This window comes from Acetobacter sp. JWB, from assembly GCF_003323795.1.
In the GTDB taxonomy this organism is placed as follows: domain Bacteria; phylum Pseudomonadota; class Alphaproteobacteria; order Acetobacterales; family Acetobacteraceae; genus Acetobacter; species Acetobacter oryzifermentans.
Window position 1 is genome coordinate 960,527 of the sequence record NZ_CP030871.1, and the last position, 14,116, is coordinate 974,642.

Annotated in this window: 11 protein-coding genes; 9 read left to right on the forward strand and 2 right to left on the reverse strand. The window is 53.6% G+C overall.

Translation table 11 applies throughout. From position 1 onward, the window contains the following. Positions 1 to 10: 10 nt before the first annotated feature. The 7 genes from DS739_RS04645 to DS739_RS04675 all read left to right on the forward strand — a co-directional run bounded on the left by DS739_RS04645 (position 11) and on the right by DS739_RS04675 (position 8,372). Positions 11 to 2,329 carry an adenylate/guanylate cyclase domain-containing protein gene (locus DS739_RS04645; RefSeq protein WP_006116101.1) on the forward strand — a complete coding sequence of 773 codons (2,319 nt, stop codon included), beginning with the start codon at positions 11 to 13 and terminating at the stop codon, positions 2,327 to 2,329. Beyond that, on the forward strand, positions 2,326 to 3,222 hold the full coding sequence (locus DS739_RS04650) for an ABC transporter permease (protein ID WP_006116100.1): 897 nt from the start codon (positions 2,326 to 2,328) through the stop codon (positions 3,220 to 3,222). Before DS739_RS04645 ends, DS739_RS04650 begins: the two co-directional genes overlap by 4 nt. A 1-nt stretch (position 3,223) precedes the next feature. After that, a complete protein-coding gene (locus DS739_RS04655; RefSeq protein WP_006116099.1) occupies positions 3,224 to 3,925 on the forward strand; it encodes an ABC transporter ATP-binding protein in 702 nt (233 codons plus the stop codon). Continuing rightward, positions 3,925 to 4,875, forward strand: a complete 951-nt coding sequence (locus DS739_RS04660) for an MlaD family protein (RefSeq protein WP_035351648.1) — start codon at positions 3,925 to 3,927, stop codon at positions 4,873 to 4,875. The genes DS739_RS04655 and DS739_RS04660 overlap by 1 nt, the downstream gene beginning before the upstream one ends. After that, entirely contained in the window at positions 4,872 to 5,810 is a 939-nt protein-coding gene (locus DS739_RS04665; RefSeq protein WP_006116098.1) for a hypothetical protein, read from the forward strand. The genes DS739_RS04660 and DS739_RS04665 overlap by 4 nt, the downstream gene beginning before the upstream one ends. A gap of 28 nt (positions 5,811 to 5,838) precedes the next feature. After that, positions 5,839 to 7,215: a discoidin domain-containing protein gene (locus tag DS739_RS04670; protein ID WP_006116097.1), complete on the forward strand. Its 1,377-nt coding sequence runs from the start codon at positions 5,839 to 5,841 to the stop codon at positions 7,213 to 7,215. A gap of 122 nt (positions 7,216 to 7,337) precedes the next feature. Further along, positions 7,338 to 8,372 (forward strand): ion channel, encoded by a 1,035-nt coding sequence (locus DS739_RS04675; protein ID WP_081461432.1) that lies wholly within the window; start codon positions 7,338 to 7,340, stop codon positions 8,370 to 8,372. A gap of 7 nt (positions 8,373 to 8,379) precedes the next feature. Here the strand turns inward: DS739_RS04675 and DS739_RS04680 are convergent, their stop codons facing one another. Beyond that, positions 8,380 to 10,584: an FUSC family protein gene (locus tag DS739_RS04680; RefSeq protein WP_006116095.1), complete on the reverse strand. Its 2,205-nt coding sequence runs from the start codon at positions 10,582 to 10,584 to the stop codon at positions 8,380 to 8,382. A 111-nt stretch (positions 10,585 to 10,695) separates the two neighbouring features. After that, positions 10,696 to 12,882, reverse strand: coding sequence for an FUSC family protein (locus DS739_RS04685; RefSeq protein WP_006116094.1), 2,187 nt, complete (start codon positions 12,880 to 12,882; stop codon positions 10,696 to 10,698). A 239-nt stretch (positions 12,883 to 13,121) separates the two neighbouring features. On the opposite strand from DS739_RS04685, the gene DS739_RS04690 reads away from it, so the two are divergent. Beyond that, positions 13,122 to 13,496 carry a YidB family protein gene (locus tag DS739_RS04690; protein ID WP_006116093.1) on the forward strand — a complete coding sequence of 125 codons (375 nt, stop codon included), beginning with the start codon at positions 13,122 to 13,124 and terminating at the stop codon, positions 13,494 to 13,496. Between the two features lie 73 nt (positions 13,497 to 13,569). Next, entirely contained in the window at positions 13,570 to 14,097 is a 528-nt protein-coding gene (locus DS739_RS04695; RefSeq protein ID WP_006116091.1) for a hypothetical protein, read from the forward strand. Positions 14,098 to 14,116 lie beyond the last annotated feature (19 nt).

Here is a 14,116-nt window from a genome sequence, read left to right on the forward strand (position 1 = left end):
ACCTTATCTCGTGTCTTCTGAAGAGATCATAGATCCCACAGTCCAGCACGATGCTTCTGTCCGAAGGGTTCTGCTGCACCTTGTTCTGCCATTTGTTGTTACGGTTATGGCCGTGTTGGCCATTGCGCTGGTGGGCGTAAATTCCTACCGTACCACCAAGGAAGGTGTTTCCACCCTTACGCACCAGCTTATGGGTGCTGTGCAGCAGTATATTGTGCAGCAGGTTACAGATTATATTCAGCCTGCCGCAAACGGTAATCTGATTGCTTCGGGCATGATTGAGCATGCCCCTACGCAGGTGGCAGACAGGGTTTTTTATTCTTACGGCAGCACCATGTTGCGGAAAATTCCGCAGTTGCAGTCTTTCTATCTGGCGGATGATGATGGGCACTTCATGCTTATCGCCCGTGCAGCGCAAAAAGGCGTGCAGGAGCATGTGCGCCTGATTGAAAAAAACGGCCACACATATTTCCATCACGCATTTTGGGATGATAGCGGGCAGAAAATTTCCGAAACGGAAGAAGATGCCAAGGGGTATGATCCACGCACGCGGGATTGGTATAAAAATACTGCCGCAACAGATAAAGTAACGTGGACAAAGCCACACCTGTTCCCCACCACCAGCCAGTTTGTCATGACCAGTTCTTTGCGGTTCAAGACAGACGCTGGCCATACAATGGTGTTTGCCACCAATATTTCCCTGAACGAGCTCAGCTCTTATCTGGATCAGATCAAAGTTGGTAAAACTGGCTCCGCCATGATTGTGGATAGCAAGGGCCTGTTTATTGCTGGTAAAAATCTCACGCAGCAGGCCAAGGCCGCGGGGTGGGATCCAGATAAAATGGTGCTGGACCGCAATGCCTATCCGGTTTTTGCGTTGGGGTATGATCATTACCGAGTGCGTGGTGTTGGGCCACGGCATGTTACGTGGGATGGCACGGATTACATCACCATTGCCGCAGCTTTGCCGCACTATTCCGATAGCTGGATTTTGCTGATGGCCGCGCCCGAAAGTGATTTCGGGTCGTTCGCACGCCAAAGCAGCCACCAGAGCTTGCAGTTTTTGGCCATTATCACGGTTTTCTCTCTTGTGCTTGCAGGGCTGCTGGTGCGGCAGGTGCGGCGGACAGAATACAGCACGCGCCTGTTGGGGAAACAGAAAGAGCAGATCCAGCGCGAAAGTTCTGCTGTGCAGCAGGTGGCCGTTGCGCCGCGTTTGTTTGATCCCACAGTGGAACCACTTAGCCTGACAGAGCAGTTAACGCTTGTAACAGGTGCCCGGCGTGCCACGCTTTGGCGTTTCCTGCATGATGGTGCAGCTATGGTGTGTGAAGATGCGTATGACCAAACGCAAAACACACATTCCGGTGGTTTTGAAATGGCCCGCACAGAATTGGGGCCGTTCTTTTCCGCGATAGAGGAAGGAAATGCGTTCTCGGTTGAAAATGCAGCCATAGACCCGCGCACCACGCGGTTTGAACGTTTAACCATGCGTGAACTGGGCACAAAAGCATTGGCTGTGTGCCCCGTGCATGGCCCGCATGGGGTGGAAGGTGCGATTATGCTGGAAGATCCGCATCTTCAGCCGCATCTGCTTTACTTCCTTGATCTTATGGCCGGAGTAGCGGCCCTGCGTTTTGCCGCACAGGTGCAACTGCTCAATAACCAGACCAGCCAGATTGTAGATGCCGGGCAGCAGGTTGCCACCCTGGATGTGCCAGCACCTAAATCTGATAATATACTGATGAAGGCGCCAGAAGCCGCAGCCGTTAATTCTGCCAGTATTTATCCGTCTGTTGCTGTGTTGGTCATCACATTCTCAGACCCCGTAGTGGAAGGGGAAAAAGAAACCGAGGCCCTGATCGCGCTTATCAACCAACTGGCGACAGATGTGCAGTCTGTCGCGCAGGAAGAAAAACTGTTTGCCGTAGAAGTAGCGGGCCATCGCATGATCTGCATGGCAGGTTGCCTGCCAACTCCAGATGTTACAGCCATTGTTCGTATTGCAGATGCTGCGCTTAAAATGCGTGAAATCTTCATGGCGTCACTGGCCGCAGCAGATCTGGAGCCAGTGTTTACCATGGGCATTGATTATGGGCCGGCATTTGGTGGCGCAGTTGGGAATGAACCCAAGGTGTTTAACCTGTGGGGGCAAACCGTCTCTTTGGCTGAGCTGATGGCACAGGGGGCGGCAGATCCCGGCACTATTCAGGTTACAGAGCGTGTTTATGGCGTGTTGCGTGACAGGTATCTGTTCCGGAGCCGTGGCTCCTTTTTTGCACCGCATCTGGGGCTGGGGCGTGCCTATACATTGGCGGCAAGGCGATGAGCGGGAGCCAGCAAACAGGCGGCCCCAATCTGCCGTCGGATGATGAACCAGACCTGATCCTGCAAACAGATGCGCATAAACCTGCCAAGCGTGTTCCGCTGCACGAATGGATACGCAGAAAGCTGGCATGGATTGGCCGGCTTGTGCGCAGGCAGGCGCGGTTTTTTCTGGTTGTTCTGGGGGCAGGCTGGGGCGTTATTTTTGAGAGCTTTCGTTCTCACGCATGGCGCCGCACGGTAAGGTACGAATTTGTAACCACCATGAACAACATTATCGGCGGGGGTGTGAGTGCATCACTGTTTGCCGGTATGCTTACGGGGGTGGCTGCCGTTTCTCAGGTTATTTACTGGTTGGGTCTTACCGGCCTTGCCAAAATGACAGGCTCTATTCTGGTCAATGTGGTTATCCGTGAAATAGCACCTATTCTGGTGGGTATTCTGCTGCTGGGGCGCAATGGCATGCTGTCCGCTACAGAGCTAGGGTTGCTGACCATTGGCGGGCAGGTGCGGTCTATGCAGTCTGTCGGGATGGATCCGTTTCTGTTGCTGGTTCTGCCGCGCACGCTGGCGTTTACCGTGGCTGGGTTTACGCTGGGCATTCTGTTTTCCATGTCATCATTGATAACCGGGTATGTCATGAGCCGTATTTCTGGCGTGATTACAAACCCGATCTGGACATTTCTGGATGATGTGGCTGCGGCCATGTCTGTAACCGATTATGCCATTATTCCGCTTAAATTTATCATGGTTGGTTTTGTTGTGGGGCTTGGCGGCTGCCTGACGGGCCTAACCGCCACCAATGAAGATTCACTACGCACCTTGCTGCCACGCGGCTTTTCCCGCGGGATGCTGATTGTGATGATGGTGAGCGTTCTGTTTAGTCTGGATCTGTAAGATGGAGGCGTATTCAGCAGGCCCACTTCTGGAATTAAACAAGGCGGTGCCTTCCTTTGAGGATAGCGGCCTGCCGCCAGTGCCCTTCAGCATGAAGCTGATGCCCGGTGAATGTATGATTGTGGAAGCGCGAGACCCAAGCCGCGCCACCATGTTTGCAGATTTGTGCAGCGGTATGGTGGAGCTGGAAAGTGGGCAGGTCAGCTTTATGGGGCTGGATTGGGCAAACCTGAAAGATCGGGAACTGAACGCACTGCGCGGGCGTATCGGGCGCATTACACGTCGGGCCAGTTGGGCGGAGTTTATGCCCACGCATCTGGGTATTATTTTGCAGCAGTTGCACCATACCACCCGCACTTTGGATGATCTGGTGGCAGAGGCTGTGCGACGTTCAGAAAGTTTTGGCTTGCCGGGTGTGCCTACAATTAGCCCATCCTTGCTTTCTGATACGGATCTTACGCGCGTTTCATGCGTGCGGGCTTTTATGGGGCAGCCGCATTTGCTGCTTTTGGAAGACCCGCTGGAGGGTGGCCCGCCCGAACTGTACAACTCTTTCCTATCTTCGATAACAGAAGCGCGGGATAGAGGGGCAGGCGTAATCTGGCTGGTGCGCAGCAATGCCGTTTGGCAAAGTTACCGGCAGGGTATTACCTCCACATGGCGTCTTGCTGATGATGGCCTAGTAGCAGTACGGATGGCATAATGTTCCAGCTCCGCTTAAGACAGAAAGTGAAACCTCTTATTTCTCTGCGTTATGCAGATGAATGGGTTGGATTTCTTGTTCTTCTCAGCCTTGTTATTTTTGCAGGCGCGGTGATTGAAGCCGGTGTGCTGCGAGATTGGTTAACCCCGCCAGCGCGCTTGCGCGTGGTGCTGCCAGCTTCTGGCGTGGGTGGCCTTACGGTTGGGGGCGATGTGCAACTTATGGGTGCGCATGCAGGCACCATCCGTTCCATTAAGCTCAACCCGTCTGGCAGCATGTATGCGCTGGTGGATCTGGACCCACAGGCCAAGCCGTTTATCCGGCGCGATAGTTCAGCCATTATCCGCAAACAGTTAATTGTAACAGGTGCCGCTTATCTGGATCTCAGCCGCGGACATGGGGAGCCAATGGATTGGAGCTATGCAGTTGTAAGCGCAACGCCAGCGCCTAATCCAGCAGACCAGATTACCGCTACGCTCAACAGCATTCAGGCCGAAATCATGCCCGCACTGGCAAGTGCACGGCACATGATGGCACAGCTTGATGGCACCATTAGTGATATGCACGCAGGCAAGGGCACAGTTGGCCAGTTGATGACGAATGATCAACTGATCAAACAGGCAGAAGCCACTATTGTTTCGCTCAATGGGGTGATTGACCGCCTGAAGCCGATTGAAAACCAGATTTCTGGCATCATGAACAAAACCGATGCCACAGTGGCAAACCTGAAAGGGGCCTCGCGCGATTTAAAGGGCGCAACACCGCATCTGCCGGGTATTGCGGCTAATCTGGATGCCAGCACCGCAGATCTGCCAGCATTGCTGGCGCAGGCGCAAACCACACTTTACGGGCTGGAAAAACTAACAGACCAGCTACGGGGCATGTGGCTACTGGGGGGACAAAAAGTGATACGGCATAACCGTCTGTCACCTAAGCAGGTGCGGCCATGAGGTATTTTTCTCCCGCTGCGGCTGTGTTGTGTTTACCTCTTTTATTGGCCGGGTGCGGCGGTGCAGCGCAGGATAAACCCACCACACAGGATGATGCCGCATGGGATCAGGCCATGACAGCCGGGCGAGATTCCTTTGAGCTGGGGCGTTATACTGTGGCCGTTACGCAGTATCGCAAAGCGGCAGATATGGCTTTGCTGCGGGATGATGTTAGCGCGATAACAGAGGCTGGGTATGATCTGGCAGTAGCGCAACTGGCAGCAAACACGCCGGATAAAGCTTTGCAAACCGCACAGGCTACACGGCAGGCCGCTGGTGTGCGTGGGCAAACACAGTTGTACTCGCTTGATCTGGTAGAAGCCGCTGCACATTACAGGCTGGGCCATTACAGTTCTGCCATATCATCCGCCACACAGGCCATGCAGTCATCCGATAGTGCGCTGGCGGGCAGGGCTGCCTTGGTGCTGGGGCTTGCTGCGGATGCGCAATCTGATAGCGCAAATCTGCAAAAAGCTGCGGCTTATCTTGCAAGCCTTAAAAAGCCGCTTTCTGCCACACAGCAGGCAGATCAGGCGGAAATTCAGGCCCGTGTGTTACGCCAATCCGCACCACAGCAGGCAGAAGCCTTAGCTGTGCAGGCGGCTGATCTGCGGCGTAATGATGGATCTTACCGTGATATGGCACGGGCACTTGCACTTGCCGCACGTATTGCTTCTGCTCAGGGGGATCAGCAAAAAGCCCATGCGTTGTGGGAACGTGCAGCGCAAAGCGCGGCAGCGCAGTCTAGCGGCTTGAACCGGATGGATGTGCAAACACTGGCGCATGGTTCCATCACCAAAGGCAATTACGTGCCGCCAGAGGATGATGCCGCAGCCTGGGCGCGAGATGCCGGAGGTGTTTCCCTGCGTCCGTTTGAAGAAAAAGACGCACAGTAAAACGTGTAAGGCGTAAACGGCTGGGGTAATGCAGCGAAATCTGATTATTGCACGCTGTGGTGCTCGCTCCCTGCACCCAGAATGGCTGAAAGGGGCCGTGCCGGAATGGGATCTGGTTTTATGCCCGTTTCAGCCAGTGGATATGCAAGGTCTTCCCGGCCAGATAGTGCCGGGCCATAAGTGGGATGGTCTGTATCGTTTTTTAACAGAGTGGGATGGCTGGAAGCAGTACGATTATATCTGTTTACCGGATGATGATCTGTTGGCTACGGCAGAAACGTGGAACTATTTTTTTGCTGCGTGCAGGCAGTATAAAGCCAAATTGGCGGCTCCGGCACTTACGCCTGGTTCTTTTTGTAGCCATCTTTCCACTTTGCAGAATCAAAATTTTGTGGCGCGCGCCTCTACGTTTGCAGAAATTATGGCGCCATGCATGCAGCGCGATTTTTTGCATCAGGCACTGCCCACTTTCCGCTTTTCACGCGCAGGCACAGGCTTCGGGCTGGATCTGCTTTGGCCCATGATGCTGGGTTGGCGCGATATATGGGTTATGGATGCCAGCCCAGTAGAACATACACGCCCAGTAGGGCAGCAGAGATCTTCCGCATTGGGCGAAATCAGCCAGTATGATTTTCGCTTTATTGCAGGTTTGGGCGTGGTAGGGGCTACGTGGTCTTATGGTGGTTACACGCAGCAAGGCACGTATCTGGATTATCAGGACAGCCGCTTTGCAGACCTTTATCGGCAGGGCTACGCTTATGTGCAGCAAAAGTATCCGCAATACTGGCCAGAAGTATGTGCGTTTCAGTCTTGTGCGCCCCCGCAAGCCAGTGCGCAGGTGCTTGATAGGCTGGAACAGGCTCTGTTTCATTTAAACAAGGATACCGGGCACGTTCTTTCCCGCCATCGGCCCGCCATGTTGTCCACCGTATCACAATGGTCATGGTCTCATGATGCTGCGCGCGAAGCCTCTGGTGGGAACGATGGGCTGATAAACGGCGGATACGGTTTTCATACAGATTTTGAAGATGATCCGTGGTGGCAGGTTGATCTGGAGCAGATGTGCAGGGTGCAGGACGTTGTGCTGTACAATCGGCTAGATCAAAAAGAATGCTGTGTGCAGTTGAATATTCTTGTCTCTCATAACGGCACAGATTGGCATACGGTTTTTACCAAACGGGATGATACGCATTTTGGCGGCGCGGATTCTGCGCCCTTGCGTGTGGTTTTGCCCAAACCCGTTATGGCGCGTTTTGTGCGTGTGCAAGCCCTTGGGCACACAGTGCTGCATCTGGATCAGGTAGAAGTGATAGGCACGCCCAGCGGCATGAGGGCGCAAAACGGTTTTTTTGAAAAGATTATCTACAAAACTGCACGTTTTCTAAACGCAACCCGCTCTTCATAAAAACTTAGCGTTTTTATCTATTTTTGGCGGGATTTTGCAGGGGTTCCATGCAGAATTGTTGAGGCACGCTAACGCTGTGCCGTGTATCACCGCAACAGAGGGCGCATCCCCATACCGGGCCGGTGCGTGGAGCGGTGATTATGAAAAGACTATTGCGCAATTACAGGAAGAAAAGCCAGATAGATAAGGAAATTCGCCATACACCGTTAGAGGATGTGGGTGGGTCTTCTGCAGCGCAGAAAAAGAAGGAAAGCAGGCGTTTTTCTTTAAGCACGTGTGAAGCCGCTAAGCGTTTTAGAGCGCATGCGCTGGTGGAAGAAAAAGGCCGCCACGATGTTGTACGTGTGGGGCTGAAGGATAGCGTATGGACAGATTTGTACCATCACGCCCTTACAGCAAGCTGGCCTGCTTTTACGGCTGTGGCTGTGTTTTCTTACCTGCTTATCAATTTTATATTTGCGTTGCTGTATATGGTGGCACCAAACCAGATTACGAGCGACGGCCAGCATACTCTGCTTTCACTGTTCTTTTTCAGTGTGCAAACACTTTCCACCGTGGGTTACGGGGGCATGACACCTGTTGGCATTTACGCCAATGCCATTGTCTCGTTGGAAGTGTTTATCGGCATGATGTTAACAGCCGTGGCAACCGGCTTGCTCTTTGCCCGTTTTGCCCGGCCACGTGCTCGCATCATGTTCAGTAATACTGCTGTTGTCAGTAGTGAAAGTGGTATTCCCGCGCTGTGTATTCGTATTGCCAATTTGCGTGTCAGCGTCATTCTTTCTGTGGATGTAGAAGTAGCACTTTCCCGCTTGGTTATGGGGGAAAATGGACATCTGGTGCGCAAGTTTGACCAGCTATTACTTGTGCAATCTCATGTGCCCGTGCTGCGGTTTGCCTTTGTAATGGCGCATGTGATCGGGCCGGATAGCCCCTTACACGGTAAAACAATGGCGGAACTGGAAACCGAGGAAGCCGAAATTATTGTAACAGTTACCGGCACGGATGAGGCCTTGGGCCAAACAGTGTTTGCCAGAACAGCTTACAGGTTTGACCGTGTGCGCAATAACCATCGGTTTGTAGATATTGTGGTCTCTCGCCCAGATGGCCGCATTGCGGTGGATTACACGCGCTTCCATGATGTGGAGCAGCACTAAAGGGGGGTTAGGCTGCCAGTCGCTCCGGGGCGTCAACAAGGTGAAAGCGCTGGGTGATATCCATAAATGTGGCATGGGCTGTAAACTCATGCCGCAACACCTCCAGCGCTCCTATGGCCCGCACAAGGTCTATTTGTTGGGATAGGTTTCGTTCAACCATAGCCGCTGGCAAAAGGGCCTGCATGGCGTGGGCAGCAGCAAGGGCCGGGGCTTGTGTGTAGCCTTTGATGTGGCTGATTGTTTCCAGCACATGCGCAATTTGCTGGCCCTGATCGGCAGATAAAAGCTTGTGAGACAGCACATTGTGCAGGCGCAAAATAAGCAAACCAGTTGTCATCGCGCTCATGGCGCCTGTTAGGTAGGCTTCCACCAGGGCATTCGGGTGGGTGCCAGCGTGGCGGATAATCTGCGCAAGCCTGTCTCCCGAACGTGCTATCCATTGGGCAGAGGTAAATGTCAGGCGGCCTTTGGCCATCAGGCGTAAATCACGCACCATTTTGCGGCGCAGCCTCCAGCGTTCTGCGGCCGCATCAAATGGCAGCACAAGCCGAAAAACCCATATTCCCAACCCAATACCCAGAACAACGGCAGGGGTGGTGTTAAACCATGTCAGCTCATCCATGCGGTTATGGTTGGCTGGCCCCACCATAAAGGGCAGGAAGTTATTATAGGCCGCTGCTGTGCCTGCAATGCTGCCGGGGGCGCGCAAGGCCAGCCCACCGGCCAGCATGGGGAAAAAGAGTGATGCCAGCAGCGTTTCTATCCCAGACTGCTGCGGCAACACCACAAAACAAAGAATAAAGGAGATAACAGCCGCCCATACCGCGCCACGGAAAAAGCCGCTGGCCGCATGTACCGGATCTTCAAAAGAAGAAAAGCGCGTGCTGGTAACAGCCACAAACATGGCAAGGGTAGAGCCATCGGGCCATGCCGTAACTTCCCATAACAAACCACCCGCGCAAATGGCTGCGGCAGACCGGATGCCGTTATTGGTGGCTAGAAGCACATCTTTTGCAGGATGACGGTCAAACCGGAAGTGATCAGACTTGCTGGGGATTTGGGTGGCAATAAAATGCTCCAGAACAAGATCCAGTTCCATCAACAATTTGGCCAAGGCAGATTCCAGAATACGCCCTTCAAGCAAATCACGCTGTTGCTGTTGGGTGGTGGGGGCATCTTGCTGTTGCAGAAGCTGGAACCGCACCAGCCGGTCTATGCCACGTTGTTGGCTGCGGGTGCGATAAAGCCGGATTTGGGCGCGTGCCCGTGTTGCTGCCGTTATGGTGGCATCTTGTTGCAGTTCTGCCGGTAATACCGTGAGAAGCGTGCAGATATCATCAATAGCGTGCTGAAAATCTGGTGGTACAGGGGAGGCTGCTTGCATGTGAATATGCAGTGTCATCCCGCGGGCCAAAAAGGCGGAAACAGCGTTCAGGCTGGCGCGTGCGTGGTCTCCCGCATGGTTGTGAGGGCCCATTTCAATTTCACTGAACTCTGTCTGATCTGCCAGCGATGGAATACTGCCCAGCAAAGCGCGGGAGCGTAGTAGCCCATCGGGCTGGTTGCGCAGCAGCCCTTGCACGCCAGAGCACGCCCCCTGCAAGGCACCTAGCAAGCGCTCTCGCATTTCCTGCTGGGCTACGTGCTCAAGGCGTGGGGCAAACAAGGCAGCCAGCAGGCTTTCGCACACAATACCCAGCGTAATATAGGTGGTGCGGGAAAGCGCGATCATGAACACGTTGTCAGGCTGGTTGGCGGCGCTCAGCACAATAATAGTGGTAGTGAAGGACACAAGAACCAGCGCGTAAGACCGAAAATTGCGCAGAAATGTTGCAATGGCACAGCAACCACCAGCCCATATGGCCAGAAAGGGAAAAACAAGCCACGGCTCCTGCGGAAAAGCAGCCAAAAATGCAATACCAGCTACAGCGCCAATACAAGTGCCAATCAACCGCCATTTGGCTTTGGAAACACTTTGCCCGCGAGAGTTCTGCGCCACAATCCATGTGGTCATGGCGGCCCATTGGGGGCTGTCCATTTCCATCCACAATGCCAAGCTAAGAGCAATAAATGCCGCTACGGTGGTGCGCAGGGCAAAGCCTAGATCAGCCGGGGCTGGGGCAATAAGCCATGATAGCGGGAAGGAAGACCCGCTGTGTATTCTGGCATGCAGGCCGCGATACCATTGTAATGGAAATGAAAATGAAACCACGCAGCCAGACGCCCCAGATTGAAGATATTGTTATAACAACTTCTTGAGCATCTGACAAAAAAAGAGCCGGAACAAAAGCCCGGCTCTTTAACAGCTTGATTATAGGTGCGTTTACACAGCGCGGTAGGGCTTGGAAGCATCCAAAAATACAGCGTTGGCATCCAACTCGTGCGAGACCACAATCAGGTAGGCAATGGCGCGTGTAAGCTCGATGCGGGTAGAAATGTTGGGCTCCATTGCTTCCATGCGGCGCAGGGCAGATGTTGCAACCCTTGCTGCGTGTGCCGTGTGGCCATATTTGCCGGTAAAGCCGCTCATACGCTTCATAACAATTTCAATGGCGCGTTTGGCTGCTGGTGGAATCTGGTTGCGTTTAAGCAGCGTGCGCAAACGGATAATATTGAGCCCGATAGTCATGGCAGCCAGCGTGCCCTGCAAGCAGCCTTCAATGGTGGGGGAAGGCGTGGGGCCTGCATGGCGGATCAGGCGGGCAAACCGGTCAATATTGCGGCCAATCCAGTCTCGCGTTTCAGGCATGGGCTCGGCAGATGCCAGTGTGCGCAAATCATGCAGCATAGTGCGGCGCATGCGCCAGCGTTCTGCATTATTGTTAAAGGGCAGCACGGCCCGGAAAATCAGCACGGCAAAAAACACGCCCAACAACACGGCCGCGGTGGAGTTAAACCACGCTACTTCGTTCTGGCGGCCTTGGTTGAGCGGGTGCACAAAGTTTGGCAGCAACAGCGTATAAGCGGCAGAATGCAGAGCTGTGCCCGCGTTACGGGCTGCCAGGCCGCCTGCAATCATGGGCAGGGCCAGCGTGCCCACCAGCATTTCGTAATCTGCCTGTGTCGGCAGTACAAGAAACACCAGAAAGAATGAGACAATAGCCGCCCATATGCCACCGATCATGAATTGTGATGAGGCAACAACCGGGTTTTCTCGCGTGGCAAACAGCCCGCAAACAATGGCCACAAAGGTAATAAAGCCCAAACCTGCGGGCCACGCTGTACATTCCCACACCAGCCCGGCAGCCGTAATGGCCACCATGGCACGCACACCATTATAAATGGCCTCGCGCTTATCTACGTGGGCTTGCAAACGGAAGTGGAAGTGATCCCCACGGATAAAGTGCTGGCTGGCATCATATTCCCGGATGGCCTGTTCCAGTTCACCCAGCAGTTCATCCAGCGCGTTGTGCAGAATGCGGCCATCCAACAGGGCGGGAATGTCCGTATCATTTGCGGGGTTGTCATCAAACGCCGTGTCAATTTCCTGCGAAAGCGCATCGACCACACGCTGATGGCATTCAGCGCGCAGCAATTGCAGATCATGCAACAGTTCCTGCACGCTTTCATCAGAATCAAGCCGGTTGGGAACGGTGGTCAGAAACTCGCTCACATGGGCTGCTGTCTCACGGAAAGCAGGCTGATCTGTCTGCACATATTGCAGGCGCACAGCCATACCCAAACCGCGTGACAGCAGCACAGAAACGGCGGCCAGTGCAGCGCGCGCATGGTCACCTTCATGCCCGTGCGGGCCCATTTCCACTTCGGAGAATTCGATCTGGTCATTAATCGAAATCAACGGGCCAAACATGGCGCGCGAACGCACCAGTGCTTCCTCATCCCCCGCCAAGAGGCTAGAAACAGAGGTAGATACGTTGGAAAGTGCCGTACGCAGTTTATCACGCATATTGCGGCGGGCTGTTTCAGCCAGATTATGGGCAAACAGACCTGCCAGCGTGCCCTCGCACACAATGCCCAGCACAATATAAGATGCGCGGGACATGGCCGTCATAAACACGTTTTCTGGGTGCGGAATGGCGCCAATGGCAATAATGGCTGTGGTGTAACCGGCCAGCACCAGTGCGTAGGAACGGAAGTTACGCACCAATGTGGCCATGGTGCAGCATGTTCCCACCCAAATAGACAGAATGGGGAAGAACAGCCATGCATTCTGGTTAAAGGCCGAAATAAGGGTAATGGACATCACCACCCCTATGGCCGTGCCCACCAGACGCCATCTGGCTTTGGAAAGACTTTCCCCGCGAGAGCCCTGCGCCACAATCCATACGGTCATGGCCGCCCATTGCGGGTCATCCAGTTCCATCCACAGCGCAATCACCAACGCAAGCAGGGCTGCGGCAGTGGTGCGCACGGCAAAACCGATGGCGGCAGGTGTAGGAGAGATCAACCAGGCAAGAGGCAACTTCCCGCGTTCACCCGGCCGGTGCAGGGGGCGGAAATTGCGCAGGGGGCCGATCCGGTCAAGGATAAACATAGGGAGACTGGGCACGGCGACTATTTTATCCTGACAACGAAAAACAGGGAGGAACGCCGCACAGGGTAGCCTGATTCCCTGCTTTTTCCTTGTGGGTTCAGACGCATATCAGCTATCAGTCTTCCGGCGATGAACGCGCGTGGGATCAGAAATTATTTATAAATCTTGCGCATATAAGCTATCATGTTCCCAGATAGAAAAATACTGTGAATATTATGTTCGCAGTTGCGGTAAGATAAACGAAAGTAGGCGCGATGTCTGATTTCCTTCAAAACATTCTTGGTAAAGTAGAAAGCGCTTTGGGCGTGGATGTGCAGGGGGCATTGCAGCAGCAGTTGCAGTCTTTGCTACAGCCGCAGAATCTGGAGGCGCTGCTTACGCGGGCAGATCAGGCCGGGCTGGGTGATAAAGTGCGTTCATGGGTTAGCCAAGGTGGCAACGTGCCTGCTACTCCAGATGAAATTCAGACCATTCTGGGTAGCGATATAGTGCATAACCTGATCGCAAAAACAGGCTTGCCTGCAGATACGGTGCTGACGGCTTTGGCACATTTTCTGCCTGCCGCAGTGGATAAGCAAACCCCACAGGGCGTGCTGCCAGAAGCCGGAGCAGAAACCAAACAGGCGTAACATTTTCTGCACGCCTGAAATGCGCATGTGTTGAGGGCGTGCATCCTGCGTATGAATCCGGTAGAATTACGCCATGGATTTGGGCGAACGTATTAAACGCATGGATAGCTGGCTGCTGGATGAAGTCTGCCAGCCCTTGGCAGATAAATTGCCAGAACGTCTAACCGCTTTTGAAGTGGGGATGAGCTGCCAGCTCGGCTCTTTGTTGCTGTCTGCTGTTTCCATTATTGCCGTGTTTGTTGTAACCGGCATGAACGATTTTGGAAACATGATCTTTAACGTGCTGGTATGGGCATTGTGCGTTACATTTTTTATAGGGTTGAGCCGCCTGCGCGTATTGGTGCAGCCAGGCAAGGCCAATCCTTTGCGTTACATGCTGATTAGCGTGCGCATTATCTCTATTCCATTTACATTTTACGTGATTTATCAAGCCATTACATCGCCGGTAACGTTCAGTTCGGCCATGTGGTTTAATGCGTTTTCTAATATTGTTTTTGTAGTTGGGCTGTATTTTATTTCCTGCCAGCCCCGTCCGCCCCAGCGGCGGGCGAAGGAAGAAATCTGGGGCCGTGTTATAGCCCCAGAAGGTAGCGGCCTTTAACGCTTAAAATAATATGAGG